At 35.0% G+C, this 18,473-nt stretch carries 11 protein-coding genes; 8 read left to right on the top strand and 3 right to left on the bottom strand.

All coding sequences use genetic code 11. The features are described from left to right. Positions 1–242: 242 nt before the first annotated feature. Positions 243–4,802: a sacsin N-terminal ATP-binding-like domain-containing protein gene (locus AC59HC_RS05855; RefSeq protein ID WP_496558184.1), complete on the top strand. Its 4,560-nt coding sequence runs from the start codon at positions 243–245 to the stop codon at positions 4,800–4,802. Between the two features lie 257 nt (positions 4,803–5,059). Continuing rightward, positions 5,060–5,401 carry a DUF2511 domain-containing protein gene (locus AC59HC_RS05850; RefSeq protein WP_496558183.1) on the top strand — a complete coding sequence of 114 codons (342 nt, stop codon included), beginning with the start codon at positions 5,060–5,062 and terminating at the stop codon, positions 5,399–5,401. Positions 5,402–5,476: 75 nt separating this feature from the next. Here AC59HC_RS05850 and AC59HC_RS05845 read toward each other — a convergent pair whose 3' ends face one another. Next, positions 5,477–6,733 carry an exodeoxyribonuclease VII large subunit gene (locus AC59HC_RS05845; RefSeq protein ID WP_496558182.1) on the bottom strand — a complete coding sequence of 419 codons (1,257 nt, stop codon included), beginning with the start codon at positions 6,731–6,733 and terminating at the stop codon, positions 5,477–5,479. Positions 6,734–7,127: 394 nt separating this feature from the next. Here AC59HC_RS05845 and AC59HC_RS05840 point away from each other — a divergent pair, with 394 nt between their 5' ends. After that, positions 7,128–8,138, top strand: coding sequence for a S41 family peptidase (locus AC59HC_RS05840; protein WP_496558181.1), 1,011 nt, complete (start codon positions 7,128–7,130; stop codon positions 8,136–8,138). Between the two features lie 411 nt (positions 8,139–8,549). Here AC59HC_RS05840 and AC59HC_RS05835 read toward each other — a convergent pair whose 3' ends face one another. Beyond that, a complete protein-coding gene (locus tag AC59HC_RS05835; RefSeq protein WP_496558180.1) occupies positions 8,550–9,551 on the bottom strand; it encodes a hypothetical protein in 1,002 nt (333 codons plus the stop codon). Positions 9,552–9,727: 176 nt separating this feature from the next. Beyond that, on the bottom strand, positions 9,728–10,414 hold the full coding sequence (locus tag AC59HC_RS05830) for a hypothetical protein (RefSeq protein ID WP_139297281.1): 687 nt from the start codon (positions 10,412–10,414) through the stop codon (positions 9,728–9,730). Between the two features lie 1,482 nt (positions 10,415–11,896). Here AC59HC_RS05830 and AC59HC_RS05825 point away from each other — a divergent pair. The 5 genes from AC59HC_RS05825 to AC59HC_RS05805 all read left to right on the top strand — a co-directional run bounded on the left by AC59HC_RS05825 (position 11,897) and on the right by AC59HC_RS05805 (position 18,201). Then, the gene (locus tag AC59HC_RS05825; protein ID WP_496558179.1) at positions 11,897–12,841 is read left to right on the top strand and encodes a T9SS type A sorting domain-containing protein; all 945 of its coding nucleotides are present in this window, start codon (positions 11,897–11,899) and stop codon (positions 12,839–12,841) included. Between the two features lie 223 nt (positions 12,842–13,064). Further along, positions 13,065–13,286, top strand: a complete 222-nt coding sequence (locus AC59HC_RS05820; RefSeq protein ID WP_496558178.1) for a YodC family protein — start codon at positions 13,065–13,067, stop codon at positions 13,284–13,286. Positions 13,287–13,665: 379 nt separating this feature from the next. Beyond that, positions 13,666–15,102 carry a serine hydrolase gene (locus tag AC59HC_RS05815; protein ID WP_496558177.1) on the top strand — a complete coding sequence of 479 codons (1,437 nt, stop codon included), beginning with the start codon at positions 13,666–13,668 and terminating at the stop codon, positions 15,100–15,102. A gap of 101 nt (positions 15,103–15,203) precedes the next feature. Further along, on the top strand, positions 15,204–16,013 hold the full coding sequence (locus tag AC59HC_RS05810; protein ID WP_496558176.1) for a helix-turn-helix domain-containing protein: 810 nt from the start codon (positions 15,204–15,206) through the stop codon (positions 16,011–16,013). A 70-nt stretch (positions 16,014–16,083) separates the two neighbouring features. Next, the gene (locus AC59HC_RS05805; RefSeq protein WP_496558175.1) at positions 16,084–18,201 is read left to right on the top strand and encodes a M13 family metallopeptidase; all 2,118 of its coding nucleotides are present in this window, start codon (positions 16,084–16,086) and stop codon (positions 18,199–18,201) included. The last annotated feature ends 272 nt before the right edge of the window (positions 18,202–18,473 follow it).

The following is an 18,473-nucleotide window of genomic DNA, read 5'->3' as shown; positions in this document are numbered from 1 at the left end:
TGATCTAGTTATAAATTGCATAAGATATTGCACATTTCAGAGGGAAAACCAATAGATGTTTATATTACGATTAAAGAACATTTTATTCTGATATTCTAAGCAATAAATTATAAATTTGTAAAAACGACAAATATCGAAAGCAATCTAATAATAGAGTGTTTAAACGATATAAATAACCAGTAAACTAAAGTTTCTGAAAAAACTTTAAGAAAATCCTATTAATAATAATTTCCCTATTTCACATGAGTTTTAAAGACGAAATAACAACAATAATCAAAAGCAATTTAAAAACTTATCTAAACAATTCAGACAGATTTATAGCTGACTATAACCGTGAATTAGAACTTACTAAAGAATATAATGGAAGGCAATTATTAGAATTGCTTCAAAATGCTGATGATGCCGGTTCTAACGAGGTATTAATTATCTGGGATAAAAACAATTTGAAATTGACAATATCCAATAAGGGCGAGCCATTTGAATCAGCAGGCATTAAATCATTGATGCTAGCAAATCTCAGCACAAAAACTAAAATTAGTTATATCGGAAATAAAGGCTTGGGATTTCGTTCGATACTGAACTGGGCTGAAAAAATAGATATTAAAACCAATGGTTGTATAATTTCTTTTTCTGAAAAAATAGCTGAAAATGTTTTTAATACTCAGCTAAAACTATCAGATAAGGATAAAAACTTACTAAGATTAGAAAGAAACCTATCTCCCCAAACAATTCCATTTCCGGTATTAGCGATACCCAAGATTAAGGAAAACAAGAATTTAAGCGATTGGACGACATCTATCGAAATCACATACCGTCAAGACTTTGAGTCTGATATTGAAAATCAGTTACTAGAAATACGGGAAGAAATATTGTTATTTCTCAATAATATTCACAAAATTAAAGTACAAAAAGGTTCAGAATCGCTGGAATTGAAAAGTTCAAAGCAAAAAATTGAAAATTATGAGCAGGTAACCATTCAAGATAAGCAATGGAAAGTATTTTCTAAAGAAAATGTACTGCCAGAGGAGCATCAAGACATAAGTAAAAATGAAAAACAATTCTATAACTTAAAAGTAGCTATAAAGGAAGATTTATCGGATGATTACAATAAATTATTTAATTTCTTTCCTACTCAACTTACAATTTCACTACCGTGTATCATTCATGGGACTTTTGAATTGAACAGCAGCAGAAATCATCTAAATGAATCTAAAAGAAACGAATTTATCATAAAAGAATTAGTGCTGTTAATGAAGGATTGCGCGTTATATCTAACCAAGCAAAATATCGACTGGCGCCCATTAAAATTGATAAGTACATCATCTAATACTTCCGACTCAAAACTAATAGAAACATTTTATAAAGATCTGGAAAATTTAAAAAACACAGAAAGTATTTACCCATGTATTAATAATCAATATAATAAATTAGATGAGGCAGTCTACTACAGTGATGAATTTAACCGATTTTTCAAAGATAACTTTCCAGAAGTATTACCTGAATTAATTATTCCAATAGATAGACAAATAGCCAATACTTTTGAAGATGACACTTATGAACGTTGTTATCTCGTAAAAGAAATTGATACACTTGCCTCACGAAAATTAAGTTTAGAACTTCGTGCAGAATTAATAAGACAACTTGCAAAAGTTCTTCCTAAAGATGACAAAGAACTCTTTTCGCTTTTAGTGAATGAATCAGACAAACTCATTTCAAAAGATGATTTAGCATTTACACCTGTTATGCGTTCAGGTGAAGAATTTAAAATTCCCAACCCTGTAAAGGTTGACTTTATGAACCCTGAATTGTATGATTTATTAATTTCAAAACTTGAAAGCGAATTTGATAAGAAAGAACCAAAATCGAGGGAACTACAAAGAAGTATAAAATCCGTTGTTAACTTACAACCATATGACAGCAACGCCGTTATAGATAGAATAATAACGGGTACAAAAGACACCTTAAAGACGAACGATTCTCTTGATAATAAAATACTCCGTATCAAAGAAATGATATCGGCTCTTTATGTCAATTTTAAGAATATCGAAAATCGACAGGAAAAATTAAAAATTTCAGTACCGCTAGTCTCCAAAGCAAACCAAATTAGTAATTCAGATGAATTATATCTCAGCAAATCTTATCCTAGCGGCGAGCTGACAGAGGTTATATATTCAGACATGCTCACAGAAGAAGATTATGTAGCTGCAATAGATTTTTGGGAGCTGGTTGATGATGATCATGATTCTATTGAGAGTTTTTTTCTATGGATAGGCGTAAATAAATATTCAAGAGTAACCCAAATAAATTTAAGTTACAATTGGCCAGAACAAGATTATATGGATTTTGTTTTTACCAATGGAACAGACAAACCTGATAACTTTGATATGAGCAGAATACAAAGAACTGCAACTGTATCAAAAATTGAGTATTTTCATGAGATTAAAAATCTACCGGCTAATAAGATTATTCTACTTGTATTAAAGGATGATTTACTCAGAAGACTGCTTGAAGCCAACGATGAAAAGATAAATTGGTCATATGTTACTTGGCGACCTGCCATTACTACAAGCTTTTCATATGTAAGGTATCAGTTTTATAATTCTGCACTTTTCACTAAGTATATTCTGGAAGATGGCAGTGAAGATTTAAACAAACTCATAAACGATGATTTTGAAATCGATTATGAGTTTTTAGGAAAATACGGAATTAATAAGACTGAAGTTAAATCTATTCTTATAAAGCTTGGCGCAAAAGAATCCTTTAATGACATAGCGCCAGAAAGCGTTTATGAAATTCTAAAATCAATTCCTAAAAAAGACAAACTTCAAAAAGGTAAAGCAACTCAGAGTATATATAAAATGGCACTGGAAAGCTTGGTAAAACAAGAATCGATCTTTGAGGTGCCTGATGATATTCAGTATTTCTCTCGAACATCTGATGTTGAAGAATACAAACCACGCACAGAAGTGTATTATTCCGACAATTCAATTTTACCTCAGAAAATATTAAATACATTACCACTCTTGAACCTCCCCAAAAGAGTAGGTGAAGACAATGTAGAAAAATATTTTGGTGTAAAAAGTTTAAAAGATTTTAAAATTCAGATTATTGAAGAAAAATTAAAGCTGAATACATTATGTAATACTGAATTGAACAATTTTTTTGAAAGTATTAAACCATTTATACTTTCCTACAGATTAGATTCGCCGCAACTTAAAAAGAAAGTCGTTGATATTGATACTAAGCGGAAAGAAGCAAGGAAAATAAAGGAATGTAAAATTAGTATTGTTCTCGATTGCCATTTTAAATTTGGTGACAAAGAGAGCACAATTGACGAGAAGGAATTTATCAATTCGAAAGATACATTCTATTACAAGGAAGGTTCAATACAAAACATCGACGGGCTTAAGAAGGATTCTCTTTTCTGCGATGCATTTGCGGAAATGATGTGTATCGTTTTCAAAGTTAATGATCTAAAAAATGATTTTAGGCAAATTTTCAAAAACGATATTCAGGACACCATTCATTTAACGAATCATGATATTGGAGCAGAAAAATTGGAGGAATCATATAGATTACTGGGGGTTTCAAGGATTGAAATTGATTTTTGGAAAAGAATATTTGAATACCAAAACCAGCAGCTTATTGAGCCAATTGAAACAACTGCGGTACTAAAAGAAAAAATCTTTGATAATATAGCCGTGAGAATGCCTGATGAATATTCAAAAGTGGATTTTGATAATTTTGGAAATAAAGAATCGTATGAGCTCATTAAATTATTATGTGAGCAATTAAAACTATCCGTTGAACAAATCCTACCGACAGGACTTTTTAACTGGCATAAAAAAGAGTTCGAAGTTTGTATAAAGAATAACTCTTATAATTTCAAACAGCTACTTTGGTCAAATTTTAATCATAATTCCGATAAACAGGATAAATTCATTTCAGTTTTACACGATTATAATTTGAATTCAATAAATAAGCTAGAACAGAAAATCCTTAAAGCGAAATATCTATTAACTGTAGATTATAATTCAATTATAAAAGAAGAAATACAAAAAAAATTTCAGATTGACTTAAATGAACAATCTTCTGATGTAGAAATTAAAAACAATTATGAAGAAATCCTGAAAAGATATCAGATTGAGGAAACAGACCTAGCAGAGAATATCCGCAGCCTTTTGTATTTTGAAAATAATAGTGAACAAATAGAAGACCATCTTAAAGAACAGTTTGGCTCAGATGAGGAGGAAATGAACTCCTGCAATTCTGATTTAAAAATAACCGGAACGCTGACTGATGCATCCCTTAGCAAAAATGGAAGAATCTTACAAACGTCATCTTATAGCGGAAATGGGAAAGGAAGCTGGGTTCATTCATCATTTGGTGACAGAGGAAAAAAACGCAGAGGAAAAGCAGCAGAAGAAATGGTTTACAACACATTAGTGAACAAGTTTGGAATTGAAAATGTCAGATGGGTCTCAGGAAATTCAACTACGCCTAACAAAAATGATAAATTACATTATGATATTGAATATAAAAACGAATCAGATGTATGGAAATTTGTTGAAGTAAAAGCAATATCCGACAATCAATTTATAATTTCCGGCGCCGAAAAGGACAAAGGAATTTCTGAACCTGACAATTTTGAAATGGCACTGGTTAAAGATGATATTATTTACATGGTTAGAGACATATTTAAATTTAAGCATGGTGAAACTTTTGAAAATAATTCAAAGTTTACGGCATTTCCAAAAGACTACGTTTTTGTATTTGACGTAAAGTCTTCTAATGCAAATTAAATAAAATTTATATTGAAGGAAAATTGAAATTAAATGGGAAATTATTGTTTATCAAAGTTAACCTTTTAGAGTAATCTACCGATGGACAGATAATACAATCCAGGAAAACCTGGTCTAAAACTAAGAACATACTGTTTTTCCAGTTTATGATTATTCAGTGATAATAAAAATCTATAAAACTTTATACTTTCATTTTACGGAAACCCGTAAATAACGATCTATTAGTTTTTTTACTTTTACAGCTCCACATTTCAACTATGAAAAATCTAGCCCTGCTTTCTATCTTATCATTAATTTTATCATGTAGTGCACCTGCTACAAAAAACACGCTTAAATTCACCAAACAGGATTACATCGGTGAATGGCCATTTTCCGTCAATGAGATCGAAGTCTACTGTTCCGGTTACAAAGAGATCTATGGCAGAACGAGTAACGGAAAGGTCTATGCCCTGAACGGAGCTGCGAAAGGAGCCTCACATAATGACGTCTCAATTAGCAAGATTGAAGAGATCTGGCTGGATGATCCGAAATGGGCCGGGCTAAAGATTTCCTATGGAGATTTTATTACGAAAGGTCTGACGATATGCGAGAATAAATAACAAATCGGAAATTAATTTGACGGCTATCTATATAGATAGCTTCTCTATTCTTATGGAAAAAATAATATTGAAGGATCAAAGTAACTTTGCCAAAACAAGTCCGATGACTAAAGCCAGTATAAATGCAAATATGATCTTTACATAATCAATCTTGCTGCTTTGTAATTCTTGATTCAGTCTGATATTATCCTGGTTCAAGGTTTCCAACCGTGCCTGCATAGAGGCCGTTTTTTCATTGATGGCGGACTGCATATTCCTTTCATTAAGAGTATGCATTTCTTTTTTGTAGCTTTCCATTTCTTCTTTACGTTGCCTCTCCTGTTCGGCGAAATTCTTCTGCGTATCCTGAAGCTGTTTGACGGACGATTCCTGAAGTTTTTGGAATTCTTCGTTTCTTTTAGACAACTGTTCGGTTAAAGTTTTGACCTGCTCGGAAAACTGTTTTGAAACATCTTTCTTGACCTCATCAATTAAAAGAGCTCTTGAGTTGGATCGTTCGTGAGAGAGTTTTTCTGCTATGGCATGTAATCCAGCACCATAGTCGTGAGGTAAATGAAAACGTTTATCCGCAAGTTTATCAAGCAATGTTTCATCGATCGTATGTCCGATTGCCGTGACAGTTAATGTATTAAGTTCAATGAACAACTCAGAAAGCTGAATATTATTAAAAGTCTCCATGCTCTGACGGTCGCCTCCTCCCCTTACCAAAGCAACTATATCATACTCCATCGATGAGATTTCATTTAATTTGGAAATGATTGCCGTTGAGGAGGTAATACTACAACTATGATCATCGATCTCAAAATATTGCCCTGAAACATCCATCCCTTCCGCAAAATCCTTTTGAACAATAGCGTTGTTCCCGTAAATGTTGGCAACCCTTACCTTTTCATTTTTGAGCATTTTATTTCTGACCAGGGTTTCAAGATCCTTCGAACCAAGCTCGAGTTTTTTCTGAATAAGTTCATATCTATGCAATTCCTCTTCCGATATAGACCTTTCTTCCTTCTGGATGATCTCGTCCACCACGAAACGGAGTTCAATAGACGAATTCTTGATGCTCTTTTCAATAAACCCTCTAAGTGTATAAAGTTCATTGTTGATCATCTTACTTCTGAGCAGAGAAGAGATGCGAACCCCGATGGAAACGTGGTCACCCTCTGAGAACAGAAGGTCATAAAAATAATTACCATAGACTTTACCCCCACCAAAGGAATACCTACCTTTCAGATAGATGATATTGACGGTAGCATTCAGCTTCAGAGCATTGCTGAAAAGTCCGATGACTGATGCGGGAGAGTAAACGGGATAAGTTACTTCTTGTTCTGACATAGACGAAAATCGTTCAAAAAAATTCTTAACAAAGATATTGTTATTTGCTAGGAATAAAGTATGATCGTTTTACAGAAGTTTCAAGTTTTTTATCGAATTAAATTAATTATCCTCGATAGGCTTCAAGTAGCCTAAATTGGGTTAAATCAATTTGCCAACTATATATTTTAGTTTACTAGGTCAAAAAACTAGAATTCTAGATGCCTGAATCCAATCTAAATTGTTTATAGCTAGTAGTAACTTTATGTTCAGATAAAAGTTATATCTGGTAGTATATCAGCACCATAATCCTAAACCTGCCTGTAAATAGTAAGTACCATTACAGTTGTACAAATGCACAGTTAAAGGTAATTCCTTATATTTGGACTATTGCTTTGTAACCATTACCAAGACCATGATCAAATCTTTTCTTTTCATTACTTTTATATTCTTTTACACTTTTTCATTTTCCCAAACTTTAAAAAATGACAGCATCAGATCATTTGTAGAAACGTCCATTAAGCTCATCAGATCAAATGCGGTCGATACGTCCAATGTCGAATTGATCGAAAGCAAATTGTATGATAAAGCTAAAGACCTCAACTTTGTCTCTGATTTGGTTCCTTTATACACCGAGGTCTTCGAACTGCTCAACGACCATCACGGAGGTTTGAAATACAAAGGAAAGACCTATGGATGGAACAAGCACGCAGCTTCTGCCAAAGCTTATTTGAAAAGCAAATTAAAAACTGAAAAGACCGTGGTAAGCCAGCTAATCGATAAAAAAACAGCCTACATCAGGATACCGGGAAATGATGACTTTGGCTTTAAGAAGGTGGACAGTATTGCCAATGATATCACAACTCATATCAACAAAGTCAATTCAGCCAAGATCAAAGGCTGGATCATCGACCTGAGAGTCAACATCGGTGGCAATATGTACCCTATCCTACTGGGTTTAAAAGAATTCATCGGCAGTGACAATATTGTTTTCGGAGGCTTCAGGAATTCGAAAGGTGAATCTTCAGGAAAGTGGGAAATCAAGGACGGTAAAATGCTTATTGACGGTATCGAACTGGATAGTAAAACACAACTGAAAATTCCGCTTAAAAAAGATATTCCAATCGTTATCCTCACCAGCTGTTACACGGCCAGCGCCGGGGAAATGACGGCCATATCACTGATCGGAAGAAAGAACACCTATATTGTCGGTGAACCTACAGCAGATTATACGACTGCCGTGCAGGGTTTCAGGATCAATAAGGATGCGGGGATCAATTTGTCGACCGATTATGTTGTCGACCGGAATTTAAAAATTTACACAAGTAATATTCAACCTGACATAGAAGTGTTGCAGGGTGATAACTTCGAAGATCCCAAGAAAGACAAGAAGATCATGAAAGCAATGCAGCTACTTAAAAGATAAAATGAATGCTTCCAAGGCTCACTACTAAAAAAAACACATGCATAGACATCTGGCAATTTCTGACAGATTTATAACCAAAAAAAATATTCCATGAATACTTTTCCGGCAACAGCAAGCATATTATCAGAAAAAGAACTATGTCAATTTATCAAGGACAGGTATGATTTAAGTGGTGAATATAGTTGCAAATTATTCAGGACGGGTGTCAATCATAGCTACTTCATATCATGTAGTGTGTTGATATAAGTTAAGCTGCATTTTGATAGATATTGTCTTGATTATTAAATTCCTCGATCTTTTTGTAAGTTAGGGTACTTTGCTGTTTTTTTTATTGTACAAGATCTCGATGTATTCAAAGATCTCAAGCTTCATTTTTTCTTTTGTGATAAGTTTATTAAAAGTCATTCTGTATCACCATACCTCAAAAGTATCTTTATCGTTTGGCATATATAGTAAAATACGTAAGAATCTCACCCTAACACCACCTTCTTTCGCATCATATTTTCCCCATAGTGAAGATCGACCTTTCAATCTAAGATCATTGGATGTATGTTCAAGGCAGACCAGCTTCCCGTCCCCATATATTTTCATGGCGTAGTTTTCTATGGGCTCCAATTTAAACGATGGGGTATTAAAATAGAAGAGGTCGTCAGCTGCAGTCTCTTTAAGCTCAGCTTTACTGCAATAGTTTGATTGGACATATCTGAGGTCACTGTTGAAGACCAGTGGAAAATATTCATCTTTCTTTTTATCGATGATAATGTCCCTAAGATAGTTATAAGCTTCAACTGTCTTTTTTTCAAGTTCTTTCTTGTCCATTTTCCTTAGGTCCTGAGCACTACTCAAATTTGCAATATCATTGTATGGCACAGTTGCATCAAACTCAATGGTGTACTCATAGTAGGGCTTTCCTGCCGCTATAAATGTTTTTCCGTCAGCTTTCTTCAGATCGGTGTGTTCGACCAGCTTCACCTGCTTATCAAAACTGGTGACAGAATCTGCGTTGTCTCTGGAGTAAAGCGTAAGGTTGAAACGAGTATAAGGCGTCAGTTCCTTGAATCCTTCTCCCCTTTCACGTTCTGTCTGCGGATATAACCTGTAGGTGATCTTTTGCTTTCCCGATCTCGCAATGTAATTATTGAGAATGACAGGAGACATCATGCCGCCATCCTCAAAATATTGAAAGGCGGGAATGTCATTGACCAGGATATCAAAGAAACACTGTTCATGATCCACATAGACATAGTATATAGGCTCTTTGGGAAAATGCCTCACATACTTTTCATAGGACGACAAAAGGTTTTTCTCAGTGACATTGACCGGATTGGAATTAGTGATAGGGGGATTTTTAGATTGTTTGTCCTGACAAGATAATATCAGAGGGATTAGGATAATAAAAAAAAGTTTTTTCATGACAGAGCTTTTTATTGAATTAAATAATGGTTACTTCTTACTATTCTAAAATTTAATAATGGTCTTGTAAGCCATTCTAGGTCCTTACAAGTTCCGGTCCATATCCGGTCAATTTTATCTTCTTACCTTTTGATCGCAGGTATATTGTGATTTAATTCACATCCTTTTATCAGCTTTTATTTAACATAATCTCTCAGGTAAAATGAATCCCGACCGTCCTCTTTTTCCTTTTCGTCCACAAAATTCCTGTAAGTATATTTCTTACCTTTATGCTCAGGCTTGTCTTTCTCGCGTAGGTAATCACCGTAATATTGGAACCCTCCCGCAATAAAATAATCGTTAAGCAGCTTATCTCCTTCTGCAACCACATGTAAACTGCAGGATTTGAATTGTTCACCATTATATTTCCCTGTATTGTTGGTTTCCAAAAGGTAGCGCTTGTTGCCCTTATTCCAGATCCTGTACGAAAATTCCGTATCCCGGTAATAGAAATCGGTCTTCCCGAATTTCTTTTCTAACATTTTCTCAAACTCCTCTGCTTTTTTTGTGGTCTTTATCTCCAGCATGAAGGCATTCACCTTATTTGTCGTTCTGTTCTCGTAAAAAGATACATAATTGTTTGACAATATGGAAGATTCCTGTTTGTTCAAAGTTCCCGAAAAGGAATTTCCGGAAAAATGAAGCAGTGCCGGGTATGTACTGTTGTAAATGATAATGCCAGAAAGATCATTGTTTCTACTGATCTCATATTTTTTCTCAAGGCCTGATATGTCTACCGGAAATGATAATTTGTCCAGATCAAAACTATTGGACTGGCAGGCCATCAGCAACGGCAAAAGAAGTAAGGTGATCATTGTTTTCATAAAAATATTTATTTAGCTCAATTCTATTTCACAGTTTTTTATGTAGCTTTATCGGAAACCTTCATATCCTTCAATTACGGCAGCGGCATGATCAACATATTCTCTTCTTGTCTTACCAGAAGTTTGTTTGACACTGATCTATGATCGATTTCAATTCTGATTCCATGTGATCAGGTCAAACTGAGTTTCCGTTGATTTTCATTTTCGCTCAAATCATGCGCCAAAGTAACATGGTCGGCACATCAACCCGAGCCTATCAAATCAAAGTAAGATATAAAACAGGAGGACCACTTTAAAAACAGATTAGGTTAACTGTAGTAATCAAATACAAATAAGTCCGGTTTCTAACCAAACGTTATTATCTATATCCTCCCATGCCGATACCATCCCGGCAGATCTTTGTCGGATGTCGGCTGGCACGTTTACTTGAAAATATACGAAGTGTACCGTCAGCTTCCACAATATTCCAATACTAGATATAAAGAACTTAAATTACATTTTTTACCCATATCCTTTATATTTGAATGTACCAAATCAAAAAAATATAATTCTAGATGCCTAAATTCAATCTATGTTGTTTATATCTTGTAGTAAACGTGATGTTTTCAGATAAAAGTTATATCTGGGACATTTAAGTATATTATCACCTAAAATCATTCAAATATATTCAGTTATTGGTACGAATTTAAATTACTCAATAGTATATTTGCATTCATAATTATGAAATTTACAGTAGAAATCACTCGACCGGAAAAAAGATCCAACCTTGGTTATAAAACGATATATTTTACCGCATTAAAATAAATATTATTGAAAGATACAGCAGTAAGGGTTCATTTAACTTTCATCACATTATTGTTAAGCTCAGAACTGTAGAAGATGAAATTATCAATACTAAAACGGGCGCCGGAAGAATAAAGATTGAAGAATAAGACTTTCCGACCTACGGTCGCTTGGTAAAAGCCTTGACTTCATATGAATTCCGGAATAAACTCATTGACAGATCAAAAACGGAAGATGAATTTGTAAATTTTATACTCAGCAGAATGGCCTGGCACTATCAGCTCTAGTTTATAATCATGTCCTGCAAATAATAGAAGAAATAGATATAAAGCTGCCATTATTATAAACAACGAACTGACTTTTTATTGGGTAAGACGAACTAGTTCATTAAAACATTCTATGAATTGACTCACAATAATATCAAATCAGCCGATTTATACCAAGAGAACAATAGGGATAGAAATTTCAATGAACTGCCTCGCATCTTGTAAGATTTATGACTTTTCTATGCGGATTCCTATGCAGGCAGGCAAAAGGAAACTGTGACCAATACCTTGAAACAATAAGTAAGCAGATTTGATTGAACCTCAAATCTTTTTACGGAGGTTTTGGAATGATATGCTCTCCAAATAGCCAAAAATATTTTTTATAAAAGCAAAATTTTGGTTAGTTTTAATACATAATTTCAAAATGAACAAAATGAACAAAATATTATTTTTTGCTGTGGCACTATTATCTAATTTATCATTTTCACAAACCTTAGATTCAGATAATTTTAATGATTACACAATCGGGAATCTTGGCACTCAAGGCTTCTGGTCAAATGATGGCGGCACTGCCGAGCAAGCTAAAGTGGCAGAAATAAATATTGCCGCGTACGGCAAATCTTTGACCCTTCCAAGAACAACTACTTCAAATATGTGGCTGTTCAAAAATGATTTTTTAAAAACACCGTGGCTAAACAGGACATCAGGTAATAATATTGCCGAAATTTCTGCTGATTTCTATACAGGGACAACTACTGCTGTAACTGCAGCCTCTAGTTTTCAATTGTATGCAGATGGTGGTGACAATTTTATGATTGGCTCTATTTTATACGATCATGTTGCTAAAGCATATAGCCTGACATATACACGAAATGGGAATTCAGCGATAGTTACCCAGCCATTAACTACTGGTGCTGCAGACAACACCTGGACACCAATTACTATATTTTATAACTATACCACTGGAGATATTCATATAAAAATAGGCGCAACTATATACGGACCTTTCGCAGGAACTCCCGCTAAGTCACCAACAGAAGTTGACATTTTTTCTGGCGGAGGCGCTTTAACTTCTGCGTTTGATAATTACGTTGCACGCGCTATAAAGACGGCGACATTGGCCGTAAATGATATTGGTTCTGTTGGTGGAGTCAAAATTAAAATTTACCCAAACCCTGCAACTGATCACATTAATATAGAGGCTGATTCTAAAGTTAAAAAAATAAAGATAGTTGATGCTTCCGGTAAGAATATAAATATTGCTGTCAGTACAGATTTAAATAAAATTGATGTCTCCCATCTCGAAAAGGGCGTCTATCTTACGGAGCTACAATTGGAAGACGGAACAATGACAGTACAGAAATTTATCAAAAAATGAAAAGTTAACAAATGGATTGATAAATTCCGCTGTCTACCACCAATGCTATTATGAAGCGTATCAAATGATGATGTACCAGCAAGAGTTTTTGCAGTCGATAAAAAAGGATATTACAAACGCCTTTAACTCGTAGAAGATAACTCTGTGTACAATTTTTAGCAGTCAAAAAACTATAATTTTTTATCATGGCGTTCTTTTTGGTAGATGATACAAAAATAGAATTATGGCAAAAGATAAATTAAAGAAAGGCGATATTGTTATGCTTAGAGAAGGCAGTCCAAGAATGAAAGTTGAAAAAGTTGTCCAAGATCTCAAGGCATATGGTACAGATGAAACCATTGATCCTGTAGTAACGTCGATTGAAACATTACACTTTCTTGATGATAAACCTGTTCACGGATTATATGCTGAAAGCCTTCTTAAAAAATTGGAGAAGCAAGGTTAAAAACTTTTCTGCAGTAAAAAAACTTTTTAATAAATCTGGGATATCTAAATGACCTCTAATCATTGCGATATGTTTACCTCCAAAAATAAACAAGAGCAGGAATAACCTATTCTCGTTTTATTAATTATTGATTATTATTTTACTTGATCATCAAAGAGTTAATATATTCATCACTAAATTTGATACATGACAGTCTATTGTTATAGCACACAGAATGAAAGAAAGGCTGTCTCAAAAGAAGCAGCTTTTTTGTTTTTAATATAAGAGCAGGATCTGTTTTTGCGCTTAATAAAACTTCGCTAAAATTGAATTAAAACAGCTTATTATTATACCGTAATTGATGATGTAATAAAAGGACCCTTGAACTTGTCTTAATAGTATGAGAATATACTTTTTACTTCTAATTATTTCAGCACAGTTTTTTGCTCAGCCAACCAATTCCAATGTTGATGAGATCATTCAAAGGGAAATGAAGGAACTAAAGATCCCTGGATTGCAGATGGCTGTTGTGCAAAATGGAAAAATTGTTTTAAGCAGATCCTACGGAATCGCCAATCTGCAGAATAATGTTCCTGTAAACAATACAACTATTTTCCCGATCAACTCCAATACAAAGGTTTTTACTGGTGTTGCCATGATGCAATTGGTTGAGCAGGATAAAATCAAATTGAATGATCCGATTGGTAAATATCTGGATAATTTGCCCGCTGAATGGCAGAAGATCACTGTCGACCAGCTATTGACCCATATTTCCGGATTGCCTGAGATCCTGAAACTACTTGATCCAATGACAGGTAATATTGGACCACTGAAGACTGAAGCCGTCATTTGGGAAAAACTCAAAACGCTTCCCCTTGAATTTAAAACAGGAGAACAGTTCAGTTACAATCAGACCAATTATTATCTGTTGGGAAAAATTATTGAAAAGTTAACCAACCGATCTTTTGCCACAAATTTCGAGGAAGATCAGTTTAATATCGCTCATCTTAAAAATACGGTATTCGGAGATTCTAGAGATATTATTCAAAATTATGCGCCATCTTATCGCTACAATAGTTACTTTGATGGAAAACAGGGTGAAGCAAAACTGACCTACACCTATACAGAATTTCCAGATTTCGTTCGGACAGGAGCAGGTCTCAACAGTACTGCTGAAGATATGGCCAACTGGCTCATCGCCTTACAAGATGGTCGTCTCTTCAAAAAACCAGGAACTTTAGATATGATGTGGACGCCAGGTCAATTTAATAACGGGACACCGACCAATTGGGCAAGAGGCTGGGGAATTACAAAGCCCCGCAAAAACCACAGTGCGGTCGGCATGTCCGGAGGAAACAGATCTGTGATAATGGTCTATCCCGATGATGATCTGGCAATTATCGTATTGACCAATCTGGCAGGAAGCAGTCCCGAAGATTTTGTTGAAGAAATTGCAGGTTGCTACAATCCTGATATCGTGAAGGCAGATCCGTTGACCTATTTAAGAAAAAATCTGAGAGCAATAGGGTTTGAAAATGCCATTGATTTTGTAAAAAAAGAACAAAAGACAAATCCTTCATTTAACCCCAACGAGTCAGAGCTAAACGATTGGGCATACCGGATGATGGCCAATAAACAGGAAAAAGAGGCCTTAGAAATTTTCAAACTTAATGTGTATCTATTTCCAAAAAGCTGGAATGTGTATGACAGCTACGGAGAGATCTTATTGAAAATGGGAGATAAAAGCAAGGCCATCGAGATGTACAGAAGATCCATAGAGCTCAATCCGGAAAATGAAAACGGGAAGAAGATCTTGGAAGGAATATCTTCTTTATAAAATTGAGAATAACAGAGCTTAAAATAAAAGTTTTTGGGGATCTTAAAAATTCGACATTAAAATTTTTAATTATATCACACTCTTTTTTATAGTTTTACAAAATGAATACTATCTATAATGAATACTTTGTCAATGGAATAATTGCAAATTTCATTAAAAAGTTATGGATTCTAGATAACGTAAAAAGTAACTCTCCGATATTAGATAAAGGTGTTCCGCCTAACGGATGTTTCACAATGGCCATTATCAAAGGAAATGGATTGAATGTAAGGCATAAAGATCAGGTCAGACATTTACCTGAAGGAATCTACTTCTGTGGTCAGATCACTGAAACATTGTCTCTTGATATTCTTTCCGCGACAAAAGCAACAATGGTCCAACTTTTCCCTTGGACACCAGCCTGTTTTGGGATCTCAGACGCTCACTTATTTACTGATAAGATTTTTCCTTCAAACGAATTAATCCATTTTAAAGAAATGAATTTAGATAGTATGATCGATGTAAACAATGAAATGGTCTGCAGCTATCTTGTAAAAACTTTCTCTGCATTGTTTACAGCCAATGCCAAGGTTGGAGTAATTACTAAAAGCACGCAATTAATTTTGGAAAAAAGAGGTGACATGACTGTTGCTTCACTGGCAAGATCAATGAAATGTTCTGAACGCCATCTGCAAAAGTTATTTAAAGATCTTATAGGCATCAGCCCTAAGCTTTTTATCAATGTTATCAAAGTACGGGAAGCCCTGGATGATATCTTATATGCAGATCATAAATCTGCAACAATGACCCAGTTAGCCTTAGCTAATGGTTATTACGACCAGCCTCATTTCAATAATGCTTTTAGTTCGTTTGTAGGTAGAAAGCCAAAAAAATTTGATGAAAAAGATTTTTTTCTTACGATAAAAAAATAATGTGTTCGCATTTATACAATTTTCAGCTATGCAAATTGTAGTAGATTCGCCACTTTACAATTAATACACGATGAATCTACTAATCTCAACTCAGGATCCTTCCCGTCTCTTTCATAAAATAAATGTTGCGTTTACAGAAATCAGTAAAACCAGGGTTGTCATATTATCGTTTGCATTATTATTTGGAGTGTTCTATATAAAGGCCCAGAAGAACGAATTCAATAAAGGAAAAGCTACGTATGGAAATTGGGGCGTAGAAACACAGTTTATCAGCAAGATGGTACAACCTGGCAATGATTTTTACACCTATGTGAATGAAGGTTGGTTAAGATCAGCAAAAATTCCGGCCGGGGCTTCGGGATTTAACAGCTATACCGAAGCAAAAGATAAAATCAATATGCGAATCAACGAGATGATCTGTGATGGAGCTAAAACCGAGCATTCTACAAATCGGTCTTTAGAACAGATCAGAGCAGTCTATCTAGGATATTTGGATACGGACCATATGGACGAGGTTGGCATTAAGCCTATTGAGGAAGACCTTAGAAGCATTCTCGCTATCAATAGTTATGAAGAGATCGCAAAATGGATGGCTGATCCAAAATCTTTCTCGATCATTGCTATACATACCGCGCCCGATCTTAATGACAGAAGCAAATTTTTAGTTGCGTTAAACGAGAGTGGCATCGGATTACCTGCACCTGATTATTACACGAAAAATGACGCAGATAAAATACGACTCCGAGAAGATTACAAACAACACATCATTCGTACCTTACAATTAGCCCACATCAATAACAATGAACAATTGGCTGGTAAGATCCTGGAAATTGAAACAAAATTAGCAACCTTACAATGGACACCTGCTCAGATGCGAGACAGCAGGATAAACTCCCATTTGATGAACACTGCCGAGCTTGAATCGTATGCTCCAGGCTTTCCATGGAAAATATTTTTAGGAGAAAGACAGGTTGACGACGTAGATCAAGTCATCCTACAGGCCGATACGGCGATCAAAGCTAAAGCGAAGTTATTTTCTGAAACACCAATTGAGGTATGGTCAGCATATCTTGCATTCCATTGGATCATAAACCATTCTACCCTATTATCAAAAGACTTCCGTCAGAACCATTTTGATTTTTATGGAACACGGCTGAACGGTGTAAAAAATGATACTTCCAGAGAGAAAAAATCAATACAATATGTAAACAATCGCCTGGGACAGCTTGTCGGAAAAATATATGTTGAAGAATATTTTCCTGAATCCCATCTCAAAAGTATAAAAGATCTGGTAGGATATATTCGCAATGCATTCCTCGAAAGACTTGAAAAATTGGATTGGCTGGATGAAATAAGCAGAAAGGAAGCCATTGACAAGCTAGATGCAGTAACAGTCAGGATAGGATATCCAGATGTCTGGAGAGACTATTCATCAATGAAATTTGACGCAAAAGAACCTGTCTTAAATGAACAGCTGATCGCAAAAGCAAACTGGGATCATGAAAGATCTCTTCTGAATAAAAAATTCACAAGTAAAGAATGGTATCAAATGCCACAGACCGTTGATGCGACGAGCAGCAAATTATATAATTCTATAGAGTTTCCCGCAGGGATCCTACAGCCCATATTCTTTGATCCCAATGCCGATGCAGCAGTGAATTTCGGAGCAATAGGCGCCATTATCGGTCACGAGTTGGGACACTGCTTCGACGACCAGGGATCTTTGTTCGACGGAAATGGTGTAATGAGGGATTGGTGGACCCCGAAAACAAGAAAGCAATTTGAGAACCGAACGCAGCGTCTTATTGCACAATACAGCAGTTTTTCGCCTTTAGAGGGAATTCACTTGAACGGAGCACAAACTCTTGGAGAGAACATTGGTGACCTTACAGGTGTTGTCGTTGCCCATGCTGCTTACAAACTCTATCTGAAAGATCATCCGGATGAAAAGAAAAAGCTTTATGGCTTTACACCTGATCAACGTTATTTTTTATCTTTTGCGCAAGTCAACCGAAGTCTCTACACACCAGAAACGTTCAGATTAATTGTAGAAAAGGATTATCACGCCCCTGCCCAATACCGTGTCAATGGAGTAGTAAGAAATATTGATGCATGGTACGAAGCTTTTAAGATCAAAGTAGGTGATAAATTTTATCTTAAGCCGCAAGATAGAGTGGCGATCTGGTAAGCAAAAATAATATACTTAAATGTGCCGGATAGTATTTTTATCTAAAATATAATACAGATGGACCGATCGATCATAGGAATTTTACTATTTTATATTTTTGAGATGGTGCATTGAAATACGTAGTTGCCGAAAATAAGGTGATGATATACTTAAATGTACAGATATAAGTTTTATCTAAAACGTCATGTTTACCAATAGATCTAAACAATTTAGATTGAAATAAGGCATCTGCAATTTTATGGTTTTGATTTGGTACACGAAAGTATATGTTG

The organism is Chryseobacterium sp. DZ-32 (assembly GCF_059587025.1).
The sequence above is the reverse complement of the archived record's forward strand: the minus strand, read 5'-3'. Positions and strand labels throughout refer to the sequence as shown.